Annotated in this window: 20 protein-coding genes, 1 tRNA gene and 1 riboswitch; of the genes, 12 read left to right on the top strand and 9 right to left on the bottom strand. The window is 54.6% G+C overall.

Going from position 1 to position 21,352, the window contains the following annotated elements; translation table 11 throughout:
- The first annotated feature begins 123 nt into the window (after positions 1 to 123).
- Positions 124 to 1,707, top strand: coding sequence for a phosphoglycerate dehydrogenase (gene serA, locus ACK4HN_RS08730; RefSeq protein WP_409869102.1), 1,584 nt, complete (start codon positions 124 to 126; stop codon positions 1,705 to 1,707).
- An 8-nt stretch (positions 1,708 to 1,715) separates the two neighbouring features.
- Complete coding sequence (gene prmA / locus ACK4HN_RS08725) at positions 1,716 to 2,615, top strand: 50S ribosomal protein L11 methyltransferase (RefSeq protein ID WP_409869101.1); 900 nt, start codon at positions 1,716 to 1,718, stop codon at positions 2,613 to 2,615.
- Positions 2,616 to 2,621: 6 nt separating this feature from the next.
- Here the strand turns inward: prmA and ACK4HN_RS08720 are convergent, their stop codons facing one another.
- The 6 genes from ACK4HN_RS08720 to ACK4HN_RS08695 all read right to left on the bottom strand — a co-directional run bounded on the left by ACK4HN_RS08720 (position 2,622) and on the right by ACK4HN_RS08695 (position 8,198).
- Positions 2,622 to 3,785: a glycosyltransferase family 4 protein gene (locus ACK4HN_RS08720; RefSeq protein ID WP_409877518.1), complete on the bottom strand. Its 1,164-nt coding sequence runs from the start codon at positions 3,783 to 3,785 to the stop codon at positions 2,622 to 2,624.
- Positions 3,786 to 3,853: 68 nt separating this feature from the next.
- Positions 3,854 to 4,651: an ABC transporter ATP-binding protein gene (locus ACK4HN_RS08715; RefSeq protein ID WP_409877517.1), complete on the bottom strand. Its 798-nt coding sequence runs from the start codon at positions 4,649 to 4,651 to the stop codon at positions 3,854 to 3,856.
- 12 nt (positions 4,652 to 4,663) lie between these two features.
- A complete protein-coding gene (locus tag ACK4HN_RS08710) occupies positions 4,664 to 5,419 on the bottom strand; it encodes a HEAT repeat domain-containing protein (protein ID WP_409877516.1) in 756 nt (251 codons plus the stop codon).
- Between the two features lie 33 nt (positions 5,420 to 5,452).
- Positions 5,453 to 5,764, bottom strand: coding sequence for an urease subunit beta (locus tag ACK4HN_RS08705; protein WP_409869097.1), 312 nt, complete (start codon positions 5,762 to 5,764; stop codon positions 5,453 to 5,455).
- A 38-nt stretch (positions 5,765 to 5,802) separates the two neighbouring features.
- Positions 5,803 to 6,438: a pyridoxamine 5'-phosphate oxidase gene (gene pdxH, locus ACK4HN_RS08700; RefSeq protein ID WP_409869096.1), complete on the bottom strand. Its 636-nt coding sequence runs from the start codon at positions 6,436 to 6,438 to the stop codon at positions 5,803 to 5,805.
- On the bottom strand, positions 6,435 to 8,198 hold the full coding sequence (locus tag ACK4HN_RS08695; protein ID WP_409869095.1) for a DUF2339 domain-containing protein: 1,764 nt from the start codon (positions 8,196 to 8,198) through the stop codon (positions 6,435 to 6,437). Before ACK4HN_RS08695 ends, pdxH begins: the two co-directional genes overlap by 4 nt.
- 519 nt (positions 8,199 to 8,717) lie before the next feature.
- Between ACK4HN_RS08695 and ACK4HN_RS08690 the strand changes: the two genes are divergently transcribed.
- From ACK4HN_RS08690 to ACK4HN_RS08680, 3 genes are all read left to right on the top strand, one after another.
- The gene (locus tag ACK4HN_RS08690; RefSeq protein ID WP_409869094.1) at positions 8,718 to 9,653 is read left to right on the top strand and encodes a septal ring lytic transglycosylase RlpA family protein; all 936 of its coding nucleotides are present in this window, start codon (positions 8,718 to 8,720) and stop codon (positions 9,651 to 9,653) included.
- Positions 9,654 to 9,687: 34 nt separating this feature from the next.
- A riboswitch (TPP riboswitch) is annotated at positions 9,688 to 9,786 on the top strand.
- A 10-nt stretch (positions 9,787 to 9,796) separates the two neighbouring features.
- The gene (gene thiC, locus ACK4HN_RS08685) at positions 9,797 to 11,179 is read left to right on the top strand and encodes a phosphomethylpyrimidine synthase (protein WP_409869127.1); all 1,383 of its coding nucleotides are present in this window, start codon (positions 9,797 to 9,799) and stop codon (positions 11,177 to 11,179) included.
- Between the two features lie 3 nt (positions 11,180 to 11,182).
- On the top strand, positions 11,183 to 12,172 hold the full coding sequence (locus ACK4HN_RS08680) for an inorganic phosphate transporter (protein WP_409877514.1): 990 nt from the start codon (positions 11,183 to 11,185) through the stop codon (positions 12,170 to 12,172).
- Here ACK4HN_RS08680 and ACK4HN_RS08675 read toward each other — a convergent pair.
- Together ACK4HN_RS08675 and zds are read right to left on the bottom strand one after the other, a co-directional pair.
- Positions 12,169 to 12,618, bottom strand: a complete 450-nt coding sequence (locus tag ACK4HN_RS08675; protein ID WP_409849474.1) for an SRPBCC family protein — start codon at positions 12,616 to 12,618, stop codon at positions 12,169 to 12,171. The two genes, ACK4HN_RS08680 and ACK4HN_RS08675, sit on opposite strands and share 4 nt — an antisense overlap.
- A complete protein-coding gene (gene zds / locus ACK4HN_RS08670; protein WP_409877513.1) occupies positions 12,615 to 14,054 on the bottom strand; it encodes a 9,9'-di-cis-zeta-carotene desaturase in 1,440 nt (479 codons plus the stop codon). Before zds ends, ACK4HN_RS08675 begins: the two co-directional genes overlap by 4 nt.
- A 158-nt stretch (positions 14,055 to 14,212) precedes the next feature.
- Here zds and ACK4HN_RS08665 point away from each other — a divergent pair, with 158 nt between their 5' ends.
- The 3 genes from ACK4HN_RS08665 (at position 14,213) to ACK4HN_RS08655 (ending at position 16,524) form a co-directional block, all read left to right on the top strand.
- Complete coding sequence (locus ACK4HN_RS08665) at positions 14,213 to 14,383, top strand: hypothetical protein (protein ID WP_409849471.1); 171 nt, start codon at positions 14,213 to 14,215, stop codon at positions 14,381 to 14,383.
- A gap of 108 nt (positions 14,384 to 14,491) precedes the next feature.
- Complete coding sequence (sir, locus tag ACK4HN_RS08660; protein WP_409877512.1) at positions 14,492 to 16,393, top strand: sulfite reductase, ferredoxin dependent; 1,902 nt, start codon at positions 14,492 to 14,494, stop codon at positions 16,391 to 16,393.
- A gap of 59 nt (positions 16,394 to 16,452) precedes the next feature.
- Positions 16,453 to 16,524: transfer RNA gene (locus tag ACK4HN_RS08655), tRNA-Cys, on the top strand.
- Here ACK4HN_RS08655 and ACK4HN_RS08650 read toward each other — a convergent pair.
- The gene (locus tag ACK4HN_RS08650) at positions 16,494 to 17,552 is read right to left on the bottom strand and encodes a YheT family hydrolase (protein WP_409870245.1); all 1,059 of its coding nucleotides are present in this window, start codon (positions 17,550 to 17,552) and stop codon (positions 16,494 to 16,496) included. The two genes, ACK4HN_RS08655 and ACK4HN_RS08650, sit on opposite strands and share 31 nt — an antisense overlap.
- A gap of 76 nt (positions 17,553 to 17,628) precedes the next feature.
- Between ACK4HN_RS08650 and ACK4HN_RS08645 the strand changes: the two genes are divergently transcribed.
- From ACK4HN_RS08645 to ACK4HN_RS08630, 4 genes are all read left to right on the top strand, one after another.
- Positions 17,629 to 18,456, top strand: a complete 828-nt coding sequence (locus ACK4HN_RS08645; protein ID WP_409870243.1) for a hypothetical protein — start codon at positions 17,629 to 17,631, stop codon at positions 18,454 to 18,456.
- Positions 18,457 to 18,469: 13 nt separating this feature from the next.
- On the top strand, positions 18,470 to 19,006 hold the full coding sequence (locus tag ACK4HN_RS08640) for a TIGR04376 family protein (RefSeq protein WP_409870241.1): 537 nt from the start codon (positions 18,470 to 18,472) through the stop codon (positions 19,004 to 19,006).
- 48 nt (positions 19,007 to 19,054) lie between these two features.
- Positions 19,055 to 20,377 carry a 3-phosphoshikimate 1-carboxyvinyltransferase gene (aroA, locus tag ACK4HN_RS08635; protein WP_409877511.1) on the top strand — a complete coding sequence of 441 codons (1,323 nt, stop codon included), beginning with the start codon at positions 19,055 to 19,057 and terminating at the stop codon, positions 20,375 to 20,377.
- 321 nt (positions 20,378 to 20,698) lie between these two features.
- A complete protein-coding gene (locus ACK4HN_RS08630) occupies positions 20,699 to 21,334 on the top strand; it encodes a MerR family transcriptional regulator (protein ID WP_409877509.1) in 636 nt (211 codons plus the stop codon).
- The last annotated feature ends 18 nt before the right edge of the window (positions 21,335 to 21,352 follow it).

Raw genomic sequence — 21,352 nt, 5'->3', positions numbered from 1 at the left:
AGCAACAAGCTGAAATTGAGTAATTCCTCCCGCCGGTCGTCTGCCGCTTCACCAGCACTGCGGCACTTTTCAGGTAGAATGTGATACTATAGCAACTCTGGCATTATACCTAGCTGTTTACCTATGCCCAAAGTTCTGGTTTCCGATCCCATTGAACAGGTGGGGCTTGATTTGCTTGCCCAAGTGGCCCAAGTGGATGTCAAAGTTGGCCTCTCAGAGGAAGAACTGATCAAAATCATTCCCGAATACGATGCCCTGATGATTCGATCGGGAACCAAGGTGACGAAGGCAGTCATTGAAGCGGCCAACCAACTGAAAATTATTGGTCGTGCTGGAGTGGGTGTAGATAACGTCGATGTGGCTGCGGCCACCCGCAAAGGAATCATGGTGGTTAATTCCCCGGAGGGCAATACCATTGCTGCTGCGGAGCATACCTTGGCAATGATGCTCTCCTTGGCGCGGCATATTCCCGATGCAAATGCGGCGGTGAAAGCAGGTCAATGGGATCGCAAGCGCTTTACGGGTGTAGAGGTTTACAAGAAAACCCTTGGCATTATTGGCTTGGGCAAAATTGGCTCCCATGTCGCTACGGTCGCCCGTGCCATGGGGATGAAACTTCTTGCCTATGACCCCTATCTTTCAACAGAGCGAGCCGAACAACTGGGCTGCCGCCTTGTAGAATTGGACGTTCTTTTTGCCGAGTCGGACTTTATCACGCTGCACTTGCCAAAGACTCCAGAAACGCAGCATCTGATTAACACTAAAACCATTGCCAAGATGAAGCCCACAGCCCGCATTATTAACTGTGCGCGGGGTGGCATTATTGATGAGGCAGCGCTGGTGGAGGCACTCAAGACGGGTAAGCTGGCGGGGGCTGCTCTCGATGTCTTTGAAAATGAACCCCTTGAGGCGGAGTCGCCGCTGCGTGAGTTGGGGATGGAAGTCGTCTTGACCCCTCATTTGGGGGCTTCCACAGAAGAAGCACAGGTAAACGTGGCCATTGATGTTGCTGAACAAATTCGGGATGTGCTCCTAGGGTTGCCGGCGCGATCGGCGGTGAATATTCCGGGGCTGCGTCCCGATGTCCTCGAGAAACTAGCCCCCTACATGCAGTTGGCGGAAACCCTCGGAAATCTTGTGGGGCAATTGGCGGGTGGTCGCGTTGAGTCTCTGGAAGTCCGTTTGCAAGGGGAACTGGCCACTAATGACAGTCAACCGATTGTGATTGCTGCTCTGAAGGGTCTGCTCTCTCCAGCCTTGCGAGAGCGGGTCAACTATGTGAATGCTGGGCTAGAGGCCAAGGAACGGGGCATTCGGGTTGTCGAAACTCGGGATGAGTCGCAGCGAGATTATGCGGGGTCGCTGACGCTGATTGCCAAAAGTCCATCGCTAACTCGCTCAGTTTCTGGGGCATTGCTGGCTCACAGTGAGTTGCGTATCACCAGTATTGATGACTTTCCCATCAGTGTGGTGCCAACCCGCTATATGCTGCTGACGCTGCACCGCGATATGCCGGGCATTATTGGTAAAATTGGCACCCAGTTGGGGAGCTTCAATGTCAACATTGCCAGTATGCAGGTGGGACGCAAGATGGTGCGTGGCAACGCGGTGATGGTGATTAGCTTGGATGATCCCCTACCGGAAGGCCTTTTGGAGGAAATCCTGAAAGTGCCCGGCATCCGTGATGCCTATATTGTGAATCTGTAGGCACGGTTGTGGTACAGCGTTGGTGGGAAATTACGGTGACTTGTCAAGCTGAAGCGGAAGACATTGTCTATTGGCGTCTTCAATCCTTTGGCTGTCAAGGAACGGCAAACCAGCAGCAACAGGGGCGAGTGTTGATCCAAGGCTATGTGCCGCAGCAGCAGGTGACCTTACTGGACATTGCTGCCCTAGGGGTTTGGATTGAGCAGGATGTGGTGGCACAGGGCTATCTCTCGCCAAAACTCCACTGGCAGTTGGTAAATGAACAGGACTGGGCCCACAGTTGGCAAGCCTACTGGCACCCCATCCCCGTGGGCGATCGCCTGCTGATTTGTCCCGCGTGGGAAACCCCGCCCCTCGATAACACTCGCTTGGTGATCAAGCTAGATCCCGGCATGGCCTTTGGCACCGGCACCCACGAGACCACCCAGCTTTGCCTTGAAGCCCTAGAGATGCAATTGGATCAAACCTTTGAGCCGCTACCCCCCACGGTGATTGCCGACATTGGCTGTGGCAGTGGCATTCTGGCGATCGCTAGCCTCTTGCTAGGGGCACAAAAAGCCTATGCTGTGGATACCTCGGAGCTTGCGGTTACCGCCACCCAACGCAATGCTGAACTCAATGGCATTAAACCTGACCAGTTGATCGTCCGCCAAGGCAGTTGGGAGCAAGTCCTCGAACTCGTTGATGGCGTCGTCTGCAACATTCTCGCACCCGTGATTATCGAAATTCTGCCCCATTTGCCGGCAATTATCAAACCCAAGGGCTGGGGTATCTTTAGTGGCATTCTTTTAGATCAGGCGGATCGAGTGGCAGAACAACTGGAACAACAGGGCTGGAGCTTGGGCAGCGTCTGGCGACGGCACGAGTGGTGTTGTCTCAATGCTCGCTTTGAGCGTTTACCAGATTAGAGGGGGCTAGCTTTTTATCTTGGCCGCAGGCCGCGCCAAAGAATAGGAAGCTATCAGTTCTTGATAACAGGCCTCTAGGCGATCCAAGTTGTGACTGAGGCTATAGTGCTCTAGGACTCGTTTGCGGGCTTTGTCCCCCAGCAGGCGAATCATTTCCGGATGCTGATAAAAAATAGGCAAGAGCGTTTGTAACTGGGTTTTTACATACTGGGGGTTCAGGACAATGCCGGCTCCTGTGAGGACTTCACCGTCGGCACCCACATCCGTGGCCAAGCAGGCCAAGCCACAGGCCATGGCCTCTAGGAGCGAAAGAGATAATCCCTCAATTTGAGAGGGCAGGATGAAGACATCACAGCCGCGCAAAATTTGCAACCGCTCTTGATCATCAACAATCGAGCCAAGCCAGAGGATATTTTGATCGGGGCCATAATTCGCCATCAGAGAGGGCATGAGCGCACCACCCCCCACCATGAGCAACTTACAATCAGCGGGCATTTCTGCTGCACACCAAGAGCGCAGGAGTGCTTCGACATTTTTTTCAATGGCCATCCGTCCCTGATAGATATAGAGGTAGCGCGCCTTAAATTCCTCCTTGGCTGTCGAGGGACCCGGTGTATATTTGCGCGTATCCACCCCATTGGGAATGACTCGCAGCGTCTCGGCACCAACCCCAAGACGAATCAGGAGTTCCTTTTGCGATTGCGAAAAGACAATCACGCGGTCATAGCGAGCCAAAAAAGGGGCATAGAGTTGGTAAGTCATCAAGGCGGTGCCCGCCGTGAGGGTGCGGTACTTGTCGCTGTAGGCCGGATGAAATGTCGCCACTAGGGGAATGTTGAGTTCTTCACAAATGTCTGGCAGAAAAAAATCTAAGGGCGAGAGGGTCAATGAGGCATGGACAATGTCGGGTCTGAGTTTTTTGAGGGATTCAACCAGAACTTTGTTGGCTCGCAGGGAGGGCAGGGTATAGACTTGTGATTTATACAGGCAAGGGAGCGTGACATCTGGCATCTCACCTTCGCTGTTGGTTTCCTGTTCATTCTCTTGGGCAAAGTGCAAAAAGCTCACCTGATAACCGCGATCCAATAGTCCATTCGTAATCTCGCGACTATAGGTAACATTGCCGCAAGGGGGAGATTTTTTGCCAAGCCATGCAATATGTAAAGCCACAATTATGAATTCCTTCTTGTTTATGCGTTTTATACGTTACGTTATTTATACGCTTTTATACGTTAAATTTACAGAGCAGCGGTACCCACTTGATCAATGACGCGAATGGGACCGTTGACGTCACCGCTAAGAAACTGCCGCAGGTAGGGATTATCGGTCGTGCGGGCTTCGGCATGGGTGCCCTGCCAACAAATGCGACCTTGGTAGAGGAGAATCAGGCGATCGCCCGTGCGCTCAATGGTACTGTTTTGGTGGGTGACAACAACGTAGGCATGGCCTGTCTTCTCCCGTAAGTCGCGAATCAAATCCTCAATCACTGTCGAGGCAATGGGATCTAGCCCTGCGGTTGGCTCATCGTAAAGCAGGAGATAGGGATCGTCATTGGGGTCTTCTGGATTATCAACAATCGCGCGGGCAAAGCTGACTCGCTTGCGCATTCCCCCAGACAACTGCGCTGGGTAGAGGTCTTCCATACCAGCGAGGCCAACCATCGCCAGTTTTTCACTGACAATTTCGCGAATGCGGGCTTCGGGCAAGCGGCTGTGCTGATACAAGTAAAAGCCCACATTTTCAGCCACTGTTAGGGAATCAAAGAGAGCGGATTGCTGAAAGACCATGCTCATGCGCAACCGGCACAGACCATCTTGGCGCAACCCTTGACGCCGCTGACCAGCGACATAAACTTCCCCTTTATCGGGAGCGAGTAACCCAGCAATAATCCGCAGAATCGTTGACTTGCCCGTGCCAGAGGGGCCGAGAATCACAAGGGCATCTTGGGGATAGATGACTAAATCCACATCATTGAGGACATGCTTATTGCCAAAGGATTTGCAGACACCGCGCAGCTCTACCAGTGGTTGGGCCATCTGACGCATTCCCTAGCCAAAGGCTTCTAGTTGCAGGTCTTCAATCGCTTGCAGTCCCCGTGCATCCCCCAGCTTAAACAGCGCTGCTTTGGCATCTTCTTGCACGCCCATATCACTGTCGCGCAGTGCAGCAATCAGTTGATCAATAGCTTGCGTGTAAAGAGGCCCAAGGGGAATTTTGCGACAGGCATGACCTAAGGCCCAAGCACAGTTACTGCGCACAGCAGCGATCGCGTCCTGAGCCAAGGCAAGGGCAAGGGCAGGAATGGCAACCATCGCCGCTTCTTCACTGGCTTCGGCCACCTGACCCAAGGAACTAGCCGCCCACAGGCGCACAGCAGAAATATCCGTTTGCAGGGCACGAATCAGGGGATCAAGGGTACGCCGATAAATTTCTGGCAAGGGAAACCGTACCCCACAGTTGCCCAACGCCCAAACAATACCTTTGCGGACATAGCCATTCCAGTCCCGCTCCAATTGCTGAATGAGGGCATCCACGGCTGCCAAACTGGGGTTGCGGCCCAAGGCATAGGCAGCGCTAACTCGGACGAGGGGACAGGGGTCGCGCAGAAGATCAATCAGATGGGGTGTGGCGCGTTCATCCTGCAATTCACAAAAGGCGCGCGCCGCCAACATCCGCTCTGTCACATAGGCGGAGGTCAGCAGGGGCAACATGGCTTCCGGATCAGGGCGATCGCTCTCCTCACTCGGTAGCGCCGCTAGGGCATCCTCTGAGGTGTCCAGCAGGGGGAAGTCATCGTCATTCATACTGTTTAATCTACAGGATGCTTGGAATCCCGACTAGAGCGAACCGTTGACTTCACCGCGAAAGCCATAGATCTGGCAACTGCCGCCAAAGGACACCAGTTGCACCACGCGCTCATCCCCCGGCTCAAAACGAATGGCGGTGCCAGCAGGAATATCTAAGCGCATTCCGCGCGCCTGTTGGCGATCGAAGTGGAGGGCAGGATTGACTTCGAAAAAGTGGTAGTGAGATCCCACTTGAATGGGGCGATCGCCCCTATTGGCCACCGTTAACGTCACTGTTGGCCGGCCAGCATTGAGTTCAATGGTTCCCTCTGCGGGAATGAGTTCACCGGGAATCATGGGCATCTCAGACTAGTGCTTATCGCTATTAAGGTATCCCTATCCTAGGGGTAGAGGCGCACCCGCTGCCAGCGGTCTCCTTGGCGCCGATAGCACAGGCGATCGTGGAGGCGATTGGGTCGCCCTTGCCAAAATTCAATCAGGGTTGGTAGAACGCGATACCCTCCCCAATGGGGTGGGCGGGGCACGTTTTCGCCATAGCGGGCTTGCACCTCTGCTAGGCGGGCTTCCAGATCGGCGTAGGACTCTAAAATCTCACTCTGCTGGGATGCCCATGCCCCCCAACGATTCCCTAGGGGGCGACTCTGGAAATAGGCATCGGACTCCGCGGCACTAATTTGTTCAACATTGCCCTCAATGCGCACCTGCCGCTCTAGCTCTGCCCACCAAAAAACAAGGGCGGCCTTAGGATGGGCAGCTAATTCCAACCCCTTGCGGCTGCGATAGTTCGTAAAAAAGACAAACCCGCGATCGTCCACCTCTTTGAGCAAGACCAGTCGCGCAGCGGGCATACCATCTAAGCCAATAGTGGCCAAGGTCATCGCATTAGGTTCCGGCAATTCGGCGTTGACCGCATCCGTAAACCAGAGGCGAAACTGTTCAATCGGATCCTCAGCCGCCTCACTTTCGAGGAGACGTTGACGACGGTAATCACGGCGCAGATCAGCAATGCTGGTCATGGGTTTTCTTCGGACTGGTTATTTGAGGTTTCTTCACTGATCCTAAAGGATTCCACGGGCGATCGCCGCCACAGGGCGCGGAAAAAATAGCTCAGCAACAAAAAAATCAAACCAAACCCCATGAATAGGAGCACTCGCCACACCGGCGCAAGATGGATGAGATCAACAAAGAAAAGCCGCACCAAAGTAATGATCAGTGTGATTAAAGCCACAGTGCGTACCGCTGAGGTGTCCCGTCGCAGCCCACAGATCAGCAGTCCCACGCCAAAAAGTCCCCAGACGAGAGTAGCTGCCCCCGTGCCAAAGGGCGCCAGTTCGTGCTGCATCCAGATCATCGTTACCCCATAGCCCAAGATCCAGTACAGGGGGCGGGTGGGTGGGGGCAAAAAACGGATACTGACTGCTGCGGCGCCAAGCACCACTAGGTGAGTGACAAAAGCCAGATTCAACAGCGGCGGGGGATCAGCAGCGGTAAAAAGCAGTTGACCCACAAAACCAAGGCTCAGCAGTCCCCACCAAAGATGGGCAATAATGCGCAGGGTTCGTGAGGCATAGTGTTGGCTCAGATAATGCAAAATCAACCCCTCGATCGCCAAGGGTGCGAGGATAAAGCGATTGCTGTAATAGCGAACAACAATGCCAAAGGCAATTAGCACGAGTCCCGTCAAACTATAGACCCAGCGCCACGGTTGCGGCAGGCGTCGCCAAAATACACTAGTTCCGAGGTAGAGGCCGCCAAAGACAATAAACCCCCGCCCCGTTACTGTGGCCGACCACTGCCAGAGGGAAGCACTCAAGCCGAGGGCAATCAGCGGGTTAAAAAGGGCGATCACCTGACCATAGGGCTGTTGAGGGCGATACAGCTCCCCTGCGCTGTCGCGATCGCGCCACTGATACCAAAGGGGCAATACCGTAAAGCCCAGCCAAGTCAACACCAGAATCGCCTGCAACACTACCACTCGATCAAGTCGTTGAACGGTAGTAGACACCGCTAACATCAGCCATCCCAACCAAAAGGCTGATAGCAGGAGCGATCGCCAGCCCTTCACTGCATAAATTGCCCAACTGCCCAAAAGAATTAAAAAAGTATAACTGGCCAAGGCCAAGGGACGACTCATCTCTGGGTTGGAGAGCAGCAAAGGGGTTGCTAAGCCACCAACCACACCAATCACAGCAAAAATGGCTCGATTTTGGCGCAACGATATGAAAAATGCCCCTAGGGTCACTAACACCATCAATGAAAAGGCCACACCCCAAGGCATCGCGGTCAAAAACTGATAGGCAGCAAAGATCGTCAGGTAATAGGTCGCGAGGCCACCCCCCTGTAAAAACTGGCTAAAGATGGCTCGCCGCTGCAACCGCCAGCCCAACCCCATCAGCACCGTACCGATGACAAAGCCTATAGCCACCAGAACCGCATCGGTAATCCAGCCCAATTCCACAGCGTACCGAAAGAGGAAGCCAATCCCCAACAGCAGCAGGCCAATGCCGAGACGGTTGAGCCACAGTTCCCAATTTTGTAGCCAGTCCGCTTGCGAAGGCGCCACGGGGTGCAACGGTGATTCAGGAGCTGAGGATTCAGGAACACTCGCAGCCGATTCTTCGGGTAGCGTTGATTGCGTTGAAGGGTCTGGGATGCTAGAGTCGGAGAGGTCTTCATGGAGAATGGCAGTTTGCAGAATCTCGAGCGATCGCTGAAGGGCAGCCACAGCGGCTTCTAAGTTTTCAAGACGACGCCGCAAGTCATCCCTATCTTCCATGGTCTGGCTCCCTACGGACTATATTCCCGTTTTATGCGCTAGCGGAGAGAGCAATTTCCTAGGCAATGCACTTTATGAAGTGGCTAGAGGAGCAGGCCAAGGGGAGTAAAGCGGGAAACAAAATCGGGGAGGCAATCGTCTTCTGACACACAGAAAAGGTCACAAAAAGCAAATTTTATCTTTTAGAGAAATTTTTATTTTTGGTGATCTGAGTCACAAAAATCTTCAGAAATCAAAAAGGGTTTGTTAAAAATTTATAAAATTTTCTTATTTTCTTTCATCAACTGTAAATTCCGTCAATATGCCAGTCTGCGTAGGTTTCACCGCCTTCAGCGCTTTTTTATTCTTTTTCAAAATGTTTGCTGCGAACAAAATGCCCCTGATGCTTGATTCTAGGCCTTCGTGGTAGGTTGAAACAGTTCCGCGATGAGAGCGAACACGGCACCAGTAGGGGTAACCCCTGTGTGATGTTGGTGCCCTACTGTCCAGCCGTATGGATGCCCTTTTTAACGGACGCCTATGAAAAAAACGCTTTATGTGGGTCTGACAACAACCACCTTGGCTGTGTTGGGAATGCTTTCCAGTAGCCGTGCAACCACGACCACATCAGCCCCAGACTCTGTTTCAGCCCCAGCCTCGCCGGTCGTTGCTACCAAAGTTGGCGAACGCCAATCCACTACTCCGACAACAACGCGGGCGATCGCCAGTCTCCATCGTCACCAACAGCAAGGCCGCGAAGCCGTAACCGTCTATTTGCGCGGGATTCCCGTACTCACCTTCTTGGGTCAACGGGTAGCCGCTCCAGAGGGAGTCAAGGTAGCTGCCGCCAATGGCAGCGGGATACCAGAACAAACCACCCTCTCAGAGGCAGCCCAACAGGCAACCATTCTCACCGCTCGCCTCAATCAGCTTCACGAACAAGGTTTTGATGCCAACTTGATCCGTGTCCGTTGGGATGCCCAGCAACAGAACTATCGCATCTATGCTGACCAAGAACCTCTCCTGACGCTCAACCATCAGGTGATGCTGCCCAATGGGTCACCCCGCAACGATGAAAACGCCCTGCGCATTGCCAACCTGATTCGCCGCCAACTGGGGAATGCGCCGGCTCTCACCAGCGTCGAGGGCAGCCCAAATACCGTTGTGGCCATGGGACCGATTCGCATGCAGTTGACTGGTCTTGCCTCGTGGTATGGTCCCGGCTTCCATGGTGCTCGCACTGCCAATGGTGAGCGATTTGATCAAGAGGCCCTGACAGCTGCCCACCGCACACTGCCCTTTGGCACACGGGTACGGGTAACCAATCTGCAAAATGGCCGCTCAGTGGTGGTGCGGATTAACGATCGCGGGCCTTTTACGGGAGGACGGGAAATTGACCTCTCACGGAGTGCTGCCGCTGCCATTGGCCTCATTGGCGCGGGGGTGGGGCCTGTGCGCATTGATGTACTGGATTAATTCCCACTCTCCCAAGGGCAAAGTGATAGAATGAACGACATGCTAGGGGTGTCTGCGCTTAAAGCAGGCTGAGAGCAAACCCTTAGAACCTGAACCAGATCATGCTGGCGTAGGGAAGCTGTCTAGAGAGGATTCTATCAATGGTGCGTAGCGAATGGATTGCTGCCCGCAAGGGGCAAGATAATGTCACCCAAATGCATTATGCCCGCCAAGGGATCATCACCGAGGAAATGCATTACGTGGCGCGGCGAGAAAACCTGCCGCCAGAGTTAATTCGCGATGAGGTTGCCCGTGGGCGGATGATTATTCCCGCCAATATCAATCATCCCAACCTCGAGCCGATGGCGATCGGGATCGCCGCCAAGTGCAAAGTCAATGCCAACATTGGGGCCTCGCCCAACTCCTCAAACCTGGAGGAAGAATTGGCAAAACTGCGGCTGGCCGTGAAGTACGGTGCCGATACGGTGATGGATCTCTCCACTGGAGGGGGTGATCTGGATGCCATTCGCACCGCCATTATTAATGCCTCACCGCTGCCCATTGGTACGGTGCCTGTCTATCAGGCCCTTGAAAGCGTCCACGGCAGCGTTGAGCGGCTCACCCCTGATGACTTTCTGCATGTGATTGAGAAGCACGCCCAGCAGGGGGTGGACTACATGACAATCCATGCGGGGATTCTCATTGAATATCTGCCCCTAGTGAAAAACCGCATCACAGGAATTGTCTCCCGCGGCGGCGGCATTCTTGCCAAGTGGATGCTCTATCACCACAAGCAAAATCCGCTCTACACCCACTTCCGCGACATTATCGAGATTTTCAAAAAATACGATGTCTCCTTCTCCCTGGGGGACTCCCTGCGGCCGGGGTGTCTGCACGATGCCTCCGATGAAGCCCAACTGGCGGAATTGAAAACCCTTGGCCAGCTTACCCGCAAGGCGTGGGAGCACGATGTGCAAGTGATGGTGGAAGGCCCTGGGCATGTGCCCATGGATCAAATTGAATTCAACGTGCGCAAGCAGATGGAGGAATGTGCCGAAGCCCCCTTCTATGTCCTTGGGCCGTTGGTGACGGATATTGCCCCCGGCTATGACCACATTAGCAGTGCCATTGGCGCCGCAATGGCGGGGTGGTACGGCGCAGCCATGTTGTGTTATGTCACCCCCAAAGAGCACCTTGGCCTCCCCAATGCTGAAGATGTGCGCAATGGCTTGATTGCCTACAAAATTGCGGCTCACGCAGCGGATATTGCCCGTCACCGTCCGGGGTCGCGCGATCGCGATGATGAACTGTCGCGGGCACGCTACAACTTTGACTGGAACCGCCAATTTGAACTCGCCCTTGATCCCGAACGAGCACGGGAATACCACGACGAAACCCTACCAGCAGACATCTATAAAACGGCTGAGTTTTGCTCCATGTGCGGGCCGAAGTTCTGCCCCATGCAAACGAAGGTGGATGCCGACGCCCTTGCGGAATTAGAAAAATTCCTTGCCAAGGATAAAGATCAAGTCAGTGCTTCTGCCTAGGGCATGGCCATTGATTTCAAGGGGGGGCTGATTGCGATAGCCCTCCTTTTTGATGTCACCAATGGCTTCCATGATGCCGCCAATGCGATTGCCACGGTGGTGGCCACCCGTGCCCTTTCCCTGCGCTCGGCGCTCCTCCTTGCGGCGGTGGCAAATTTTGTGGGGGCGTTCCTGAGTACGCGGGTGGCACTCACCATTGAATCGGGGATTCTCGACAGCCGTGCGCTGGGTGAGCAGTGGTTTGGCGTGATTGGTACTGCACTCCTCGGCGCCATGGGCTGGAATCTGCTCACTTGGTATTGGGGGTTACCCAGTAGTTCTTCCCACGCCCTCATTGGGGGTTTGGTGGGGGCAGCCCTCTTTCAAGTGTCACCCCACATCATCTCTTGGCAGGGGATTGTTGAGGCAGTGGTTCTTCCCATGATCGTGTCCCCCTTGGTGGCGATCGCCATTGGCCTGAGTTTCACGACCCTCGTTGAGAAATGGCTGCAATCCCAAGAAATTCCCCCAGAACACTGGCAACGGTTGCAGATTCTCTCTGGCATGCTGATGGCCGTTGCCCATGGCGCCAATGATGCCCAGAAAACCATGGGGGTGATTACCCTTGCCCTTGTCAGTTGGGGACAACTAGCCCCCGATGCGGGGGTACCCTTCTGGGTTATGGGTGCCTGTGCCTTGGCGATCGCGATCGGCACCTATGGTGGTGGCGAACGCATTATCCGCACCACCGGGGAGAAAATTACCCCCCTTGATCCGGTGAGTGGCTGCTTCGCAAACCTCAGTGCCGCCTTGACTGTGGGCGCCGCGAGTCTCGTGGGCTTTCCCGTCAGTACGACGCAAGTGGTGGTGGGGGCGATTACCGGAGCTGGCTATCGCCATCAAGGGGAGGTGAATTGGCAAGTGTGGGCGCAAATTTTCCTAGCGTGGATCTTCACGTTTCCCGGCGCTGCCCTGCTCGCGATCGCCCTCTCCTATGCCCTATCGCCACTTTAGGAAACTTGGGTGGGCTGCATTTGTTGCACATACTCCCGAAAGCGCTCGAGATCCGCTTGCAATGTACTTTCCACCACACGCCCCAAGAACAGGCGATCCATCATTTGTCCCAAAATGCCCGGAATGGCATAGGCCACCGACAGCTTAACAATTGTGCTGCCATGGCGATCGTAAAAGCGAATTGCGCCCCGATTGGGCAGCCCATCCACTGACTCCCACTGAATTATTTGGTGCTTGACTTGGCGGCAAATGCGCGATCGCCAGCTAAACCGCCAGTTTCCTGCGGCCAAGGTCCAGCGGGAGAGGGTAGGGTCTTCTTCAGTAATGACCACTGACTCAATCCACTTCATCCACAGGGGCATTTTCTCCAGATCCGACCACAGTGCCCAGACGCGCTCGACATCGGCGGCCACCTCAATTTGCACCGTATGCTCTAGCCAACTCATCCATGACCTCCTGCCAAAATCGCTTGGGCGGCTTGTCGTCCGGACATTGTCGCGCCCTCCATGCTGTCAATGTAGTCCTGTTGTGTATAGCTGCCCGCCAAGTAAAAGTTAGAAACAGGCGTTTTTTGGGGCGGACGATAGGGATCCATACCGGGGGCTTCGCGATAAAGGGACTGCGCTAATTTGACGACACTGTACCATGTCATGTTCAGATGGCGCGACGAAGGGAAGAGTTCATGGACTTGGCACAGCACATGTTGGGCAATCTCTTCATTGCTGGCTTTGATGAAGGGATCACCGGGCGTAAGCACCACTTGCAGCAGGGAGCCTTGCCCTTCCCGATAGTAGTCCGCTGGGCTAGTGAGCGCCAAATCGGCAAAGCAGGAAAAATCGGCATCGGCAGTGTACAGCAGGTTATCAATGCCCGTTGCTGCCACTTGTTTTTGTTTAGCGGGGTCTTGCAGTTCTGTGACCCAGCCATCAAACCGCAGTTGTACCGTCGCCACCGGCACCGCCTCCAGCTTAAAAATGTTGTCGAAGGTGGGGTGCGATCGCCATGCCTCAGGAATCAAACGTTGAATTCCTGGCACATCACAGGCACACAGATAGGCATCCGCCGTAACGGTTTCCAGTTTTTCGCCATGGGGAATCACCAACCCTTCTACCCGCCACGTGCTAGGGTCTTCACCGCGAAAGAGAATTTCCTTGACCCGCCGCCGCAGATGAATCTTTGCCCCTCGCGCTTCAATGTAGTTCACGATGGGCTTGAGCAGATATTCCGCCGGCGATCCCTTGAGCATATTGAGCCGTGAGGCAGTCGTTTTGGCGGCAAACATCATAAAGATCGTCAGCATACAGCGAGCAGACATCTGCTCCGTATCAATGAAGCCCAAGGCGTAGGAGATGGGATTCCAGAGGCGTTTGAGGCTATTTTCTGAACCACCATGCCGCCGAAACCACTCCGCAAAACTGAGGCGATCCAAGGCGCGAATTTGGCGCATCGCCCCCTCATAGTCCACAAGACCCCGCACCACAGGACTGGTGCCCAGGGCAATGGCATTAAAGAATTTATCGGCAGCAGAGAGTTGACGGGTCGTAAAGAAGGCCTTGAGACCGTTGAAGGGAGCACCCAAAGGAAAGCGAAAGTCCAGCTCTCCCACCTGACCACCGCGATTAACGAATGTGTGGGTATGTTCCTTGGGCAGGAGGTTGGCGATCGCCCCCACCTTGGTCATTAGTTCAAAGAGATTGGCGTAGTTGTAAAAGAAAACATGCAGCCCCATCTCAATGTGGTTACCATCGGCATCTTGCCAACTGCTGACTTTGCCCCCCACAAAGGGACGGGATTCATAGAGTTCCACACTGTGACCGGCATCCACCAACTCCACAGCGGCGGCTAAGCCGGCCAACCCTGCACCCACAATGACAACCCGCATCGGTGATCCCAGAAAACTTTACAGATTTTAACATCTTTCGCCCCTCGGACGGTTTTCCGCGCGTTAAGAAACTTGGCAGAGACCCTGACCCCCCAGAACCCTCGTCTATGATCAAGGTAAGTTGCAGTTTTTGAATCGCTCACGCTCACGGTGTGCCTATGGCTACGCGTCGTGTCTTTGCTTTTCCCCTTTGGCAGTACTTGACCCAACGGCTATTTAGTCCAGACTTTACCCTCAATCCCAAACGGTTCTGGCGGCAGTATTACAACGCCTACCTTGAACGCTGCTGGCAAAAGGACTGTGCCTCCAAGGAAGAACCCTCCTGTTAATCGTTCCACAGGTTCGCTAAAATGAGATAGCTCACTTTCCCGATCAAGATTGGGGAGTTTTGACGGTCGTCATTTTAGTTACTCTCGCCTGTTGGAAGACAGAACACCATGGTTGCTTCGCCCGCTTCTGCAGATACTGCCCTGAAACGCTCAAAAATTGAGGCTCTCAAAGAACGGAGCCAACATCTGCGAGAACCTGTGGCCACAGAGTTGCTGGAACCCACGAATCGTTTTAGCGAAGAGGGGGTGCAGATCCTCAAGTTCCACGGCTCCTATCAGCAGGACAATCGCGATAACCGCGTCAAAGGGCAGGAAAAAGACTACCAGTTCATGCTGCGCACCCGCAGTCCAGGGGGGTATATTCCGCCGCAGCTCTATTTGACCCTAGATCGCTTGGCGGATGAGTACGGCAACCATACCCTGCGGGCAACCACACGCCAAGGATTTCAGTTACATGGCATTCTCAAAAAGAATCTCAAAGCAGCGATCGCGGCGATTGTCCGCAGTATGGGATCCACCTTGGGGGCCTGCGGTGATTTGAACCGCAACGTGATGGCACCCCCTGCTCCCTTTCGCGATCGCCCTGAATATCTCCTTGCCTATGAATATGCCCACCGCATTGCCGATCTGCTGACACCCCAAACAGGGGCCTACTACGAGATTTGGCTGGATGGTGAAAAGGTCATCTCTGCCGAAGAGCACCCCGATGTCAAGGCGGCACGGCAGCGCAATACCAACGGCACCATCTTTCCAAACAACGAAGAGCCGATCTACGGCGATCACTATATGCCCCGCAAATTTAAGTGCTGCGTCACCGTGCCGGGGGATAACTCCGTAGATCTCTTCTCCCAAGATTTGACCCTAGTGGTGATTACCGATTCCCAAGGCCATCTTGAGGGGTTCAATATCTACGCGGGTGGGGGCTTGGGGCGCACCCATAACAAAGAAGAAACCTTTGCCCGCATGGCGGATGAAATTGGCTTTGTCCAAGCCGCAGATGTCTATGAGGCCGTGAAAGCAATTGTGGCAACCCAGCGGGACTATGGCGATCGCTATAATCGGCGCCATGCTCGTTTGAAATATCTGGTCCACGATTGGGGAGTCGAAAAATTCAAAGCCAAGGTGGAAGAATACTTTGGCAAACCCCTCGAACCCTTTCGCCCGCTGCCCCCTTGGCGCTATCAGGACTTTTTGGGCTGGCACTCCCAAGGGGATGGCAAGTTCTTCTATGGCCTTTCCATTGCCAATGGCCGCATCCTTGATCGGGGCAACTTCAAACTCAAGTCAGCCCTCAGGAAAATTGTGGAGGAGTTTCAGCTCCCCCTGCGGGTGACGCCCCACCAAAATCTGCTCCTGTGCGATGTTTCTCCCGATCAGCGGGATGCCATTCAGCACATCCTTGAAGAGCATGGGGTTCGTGATGTCACTGCCCTTGATCCCCTTGAGCGCTATAGCATGGCCTGCCCAGCCCTGCCCACCTGTGGCTTGGCCATTACCGAATCGGAACGAGCCATTCCGGGGGTACTGGAGCGAATCCGCCGCCTTATGAACCGGCTGGGACTGCAGCAGGACCATTTTGTAATTCGCATGACGGGGTGCCCCAACGGCTGTGCCCGTCCCTACTTGGCAGAGCTGGGTTTTGTGGGGATTGTGCCGCACACCTATCAAGTCTGGTTGGGGGGGAGTCCCGATCAAACCCGCTTGGCAGAGGTCTATATGGAGCGGTTACCCCTTGCCGATCTAGAGCAGGCGTTAGAACCGGTCTTGGTCTTTTATCGCGATCGCCGCCAGCAGGGAGAGTCCTTTGGGGATTTTTGCCATCGGGTTGGCCTGGCGGCAGTGCGGGAGTTTGCTGCCACCTATGTGCCTGCTGCTGCAACAAAGCGCTACCGCGTGGATGTGCGGGCTGATCAATACCAGCAGCTCAAGGAATTGGCAGCAGCCAAGGGCATGTCTCTGGCGGCGGTGACCCGTGAAGCCATTCAGCGTTACCTTGAGCAATCCGGTTGACCCCACCAAGGTCGGATGTCTGTCGGCGCTATCGAGTATAATGAGAAATTGCCAAATGGGGCGGCATAGCCAAGTGGTAAGGCAGAGGTCTGCAAAACCTTTATTCCCCGGTTCGAATCCGGGTGCCGCCTTTGAAAATTGCGCTTTCAGTTTGCTCTTCTAACCAGTCCAAGAGCCGATGAATCCCCCAGCAGTAGTCAGGATCGCCCCAGCGGCGTTGGCACTGGCGATCGCTGGTAAAACCCACATGGCCGCCCTGTTTCGTCAGGAGGAGGGTAAGGGCCGAGTTTCTCTCGGCAATTGTGAGCAGTTCAGGCACCAGACTGGGAGCAAACAGGGGATCATCGGCGGCATAGAGAATCCAGATGGGTATGGTTAGCTGCAGCAGCAGGGGCAAGGGACTACTGGCAGCGTAATAGTCGGCAACGCTGGCAAACCCCAGCCGGTCAATCACGAAGGCGGCATCAAAACCGGCAATGGTGTTAATCTGGGCAACGGTTTTGAGATCAAAGATCTGAGGATGAAGGCGATGAAGATGGCGAGCTAAGTGTTGGAGTTGACGGCTGATAGCCCGTTCAAATTGGCGTCCCCAAAAGGTTGTCTTGAGGTGGGCAAGGGAACGGTTGGAATCAAGATTGGGGCAAATCACAGCAGCCCCCCCAATCTCTGTTATGCCTTGCTGTTGGGCATACCACGCTCCCCAAAGGGCAAGCTGGCCACCAAGGGAATAGCCGACCAACCAATAGGGAGGCGTATAGCCAAGTTCTCGACACTGCTGGGCGATCGCCCCAAAGTCTTGCCCTTCATAGAGGCCATCACTGGTTAACACTGGGGACAGTTCTGCACTGCGGCCATGGGCGCGCCAATCAAAGAGCACCACCTCAAAGCGGCGAGCGATCGCCCAATGGGCAAGGGTATGCAAGTACCATTGATTCTTGAGATCACCCGTAATGCCATAGGTGGCAATGATGGTGCCGCGTGCTTGGCCAACCCGATACCCCTCACCGTACAAAGGCACGCCCTCCGCCCCATGGAAAACATGTCTGGTTTGCGGTTGCCAAGGGTAGAGGCATCCCCAGCGTTGGACATAGGCCGTAAAGACCGTGTGGATCACGCCAGAGTGCAGCGGCAGTGGTGGCCAGTAGGATAAGGATCGCATAGGATTTAGGTATCTATCGTAAGTAGGAAAATAGGCAAGGTTGGGCGTTTTTGGTGATCATTGTGAGGCATGGGTGATGACACGGAGCGATGATTCGCAGAGGACAGACCCCTACACCATGGAAACCTGTCTCACGGATGTCCAAGCCAATCGCTTGGTGGATGAAGTCTTTGCCGCCGTGGAGGCTGGCCTCAATGAGCCAGAGTCCCTAGCAGCGGTTTTAGAACCAGAGCCTTCCCTGCTTGTCCCCTTTGAACCCAGCAGTCCCCCGCCGCCTCCAGAGGAGCGATCCCGCCGCCTCTACCGCCCAGAACCGCAGCAAGCATTCTCTTGGGGCGATCGCTTTTTGATGGGGGTCGGCATTGCCTCCTTTATCTTGGGGGTTGGCCTCTGGATTAGCCTCAATCGCCAACCGCTCGCAGTTGCCCCCGAAGCGGCGGTGAGCACTACTCCTAGCGCTGCAGATGTTGCCTTTGCAGAGTATTTGCAAACTTCACTTCAACTTCTCAGCCAACAGGCCACCACCTCGACTCCCTCACCGCCGGCGATCGCCAGCAATTCTAGCTCCAGCCCCACAGCCTCTGCCCCAACGGTAGAACGGATTTACGTTCCCGTCTATCAAGCCCCCGCCGCACCCACGGTGACCCTACCCAATTTACCAACGGTAACAGCCCCTACGCCAGCAACCCCACCGGCGCCCCCCCAACATACCTTGGTTGGCATCCTCGAACTGGGCGATCGCTCGGTTGCCCTCTTTCAAGACCAGAATGGCCAAACCCTGCGACTGAGTGTGGGCGATACAATTGGCAACGACGGCTGGCAACTGGTACAGATTCAAAATCAGCGGGCAGTGCTACGGCGCCAAGGGGAAGTGCGCTCCCTCACCGTTGGCCAAAGCTTTTAGAGAAGGGGCAGCCATGAGCTTTTTCCGCGACTTGAATGCATTCCTAGAGCAAAAACTAGAGGATTTTATCCGTGCCAATCCGCAGCTTGAACTCAATTTGCTGCTGCTGGAGCTAGAGGATCAGGAACGGGAAACCCAAGAGCGACTCCTGCGATTGCAACAAGAAGTCAATAGCTGTGAGCAGCAGATTTTAGGCCTTGTTTCTGAGATTCGCCGCTGGCGCGATCGCATCCAAACGGCGATGGCAGCTCAACGTCCCGACCTTGTGGAATTGGCGCGGCAACGGGAGGCCGAATTACGCCAACGCGGCGAGCAATTGTGGACGCAGCGCCTCAATGCCCTTAATCAAATTCCCGTGACCCAGCAGCTTCTGCAAAAGATTCGCGATCGCCGGCAGGAAGTCATGAACCGTGTGCCTACCGCCAGTGCCCCCCCACCGCCACCCCCACCGCGCATCACCAGTGACCTCAATGATCCTATTGAAGCTGAGTTTCGCCGCCTAGAATTGCAAACTGCCCTCGACGAACTGAAGCGCTCGATGGGGCTATAGCGCAACAGACGTGGGACAATCGAGAACGCGGTTTTATCCACATGTCCCATGGCGGTTATTCAGATTACGTCCAACGACACTTGGCAAATTCAGGCCGATGGCCATCCCTTGCGGGGCACCCTACAAGTACCGGGAGATAAATCCATTTCCCACCGTGCCCTGATGTTGGGAGCCATGGCAGAGGGCACCACCCATATTGCAGGTCTGCTCGTCGGTGAAGATACCTGTAGTACCGCTGCCTGTTTTCGTGCCCTTGGTGCCGAGATTTCAGACCTCAATGCCACAGCCGTCACCGTTCAAGGCTTGGGAATGGGTCATCTCCAAGAACCCGCGGATGTGCTGAATGCCGGCAATTCTGGTACGACGATGCGGCTGTTGTTGGGGGTATTGGCGGCGCAAACAGGTCGCTTTTTTGCGATCACCGGGGATGCCTCATTGCGATCGCGCCCCATGGCACGGGTCGTCACGCCCCTGCTGCAGATGGGTGCCCAGATTTGGGGGCGTCAACACCACAGCCGTGCTCCCTTGGCCGTTTTGGGACAGCCCTTAGAGCCAATCACCTACTACAGTCCCATTGCCTCCGCTCAGGTGAAATCAGCGCTATTGCTCGCCGCTCTCCACACCGAAGGCACCACCATTATTCGCGAACCCCACCGCTCACGGGATCACAGCGAACGGATGCTTCAGGCCTTTGGTGCCTGTTTGAGTGTGGATGAAGCCACCTGTACAGTCAGTCTTGAAGGGCCTGCGGTCTTAAAGGGTCAAACAGTCATTGTCCCTGGCGACATCAGTTCAGCCGCCTTTTGGTTAGTGGCCGCCTCGCTCCTACCCGGTTCAGAACTGCTGCTGACCAATGTGGGCGTCAACCCCACCCGCACGGGCATTCTCGACGTTCTCTGGGCAATGGGAGCCGAAATTACCCTTGAAAATGAGCGGCTCGTTACAGGCGAACCCGTGGCAGATCTGCGGATACGATCAGCGAGGCTGCAGGGAACCCGTATTGGCGGTGAATTAATTCCTCGTTTGATTGATGAGATTCCCATTTTGGCCGTGGCGGCAGCCTGTGCCGAGGGGGTGACAGAAATTCGCGATGCCGCAGAACTGCGGGTGAAGGAGAGCGATCGCCTCAAAGCCGTGGCCACAGAATTACAAAAAATGGGTGCTAAGGTCACTGAACTCAGTGATGGCCTCGATATTCAGGGGGGTGTGCCCCTCCAAGGAACCCACTTAGAAACCTACGGGGATCATCGCATGGCCATGAGTCTGGCGATCGCTGCCCTCAATGCCACAGGAACAAGCCACATTCACAACGCCAGTGCAGCAGCCGTCTCCTATCCAGAATTTGTAACAACTCTGCAACAAATTGCTTGAAAGCACAAAAATCCCAGTAATTTTTGGGAGAACTTTGCTCAACACCAAACGCTGTATGCTAGCATCAAATAAATTGTTTTGGTGGCACAATGCAGCTTTGCGTTGCGTTAAATCCTTCGTAGTCTTCTAATATTCGTGTGTTTACCTTCCTTGACAATTGGAAGACTAGATGAGACCCAAAATGATACAGAACCAAAAAAATACGATAATATCGTTTCACGCCTGCTCTAGGAGCGCCCTTGCGTTTCACCTAGGACAGGTCAATCCCTCTCCAACTGGCTTCTTTGTTTTTTCGTTCAAAAAAGGCTGTGTTTGTTCACCATGGCAACAATTCAAGATTTCATCCACGTTCAGGATCAATGGTCATTAGATGAGTTGGTGGAAATCGCCAACGAACTCTTGCCCCAGCACCTCCCCAAAGAGGACTCCAAAAACCGTGTTTTGGAAGAGGTCAACCCGCGTCTAGTGCGCCATTACACCTCCTGCAAGTTGATTGATCGCCCCACCCGCATTGGCCGTGAAGGGCGCTACGGCTATCGCCATCTTGTGCAATTGCTCGTGGTGCGGCGGCTGTTGATGGAGGGCTACACCGCAGGGGCCATATACAAGCTGGTGTATCGCATGAGCACCCCAGAACTGCGGGCACTCCTTGAGCAGGGGGTTCATCTGCAATTGAATCCACCGCCGATCAACCCCGCCTTGGCCTTTTTGCAGCAGGTACAAGACCGCTCTGAGCACCGTTACGGGGAACCCATGCGTGTCGGTACCAGTGTCAGCCGCCGCGAAGTACCCCCCCCGAGCCATTCACCGCAACCAGAATCTTGGAAGCGCATTGAGGTGGTGCCCGGCTTTGAGGTTCATATTCGCGATGACTTTAACTTCCCGCAGATCAATCGCGATCAAGAGGCTCTCGTCAAGCAACTGGTGCAATTGCTCTCTACCTATACCCAGCGCTAACTGAGACTGAACATTCGA

The sequence above is a fragment of the Thermosynechococcus sp. genome, assembly GCF_046299655.1.
Classification (GTDB): domain Bacteria; phylum Cyanobacteriota; class Cyanobacteriia; order Thermosynechococcales; family Thermosynechococcaceae; genus Thermosynechococcus.
This window is presented reverse-complemented; position numbering and strand designations above follow the sequence as displayed.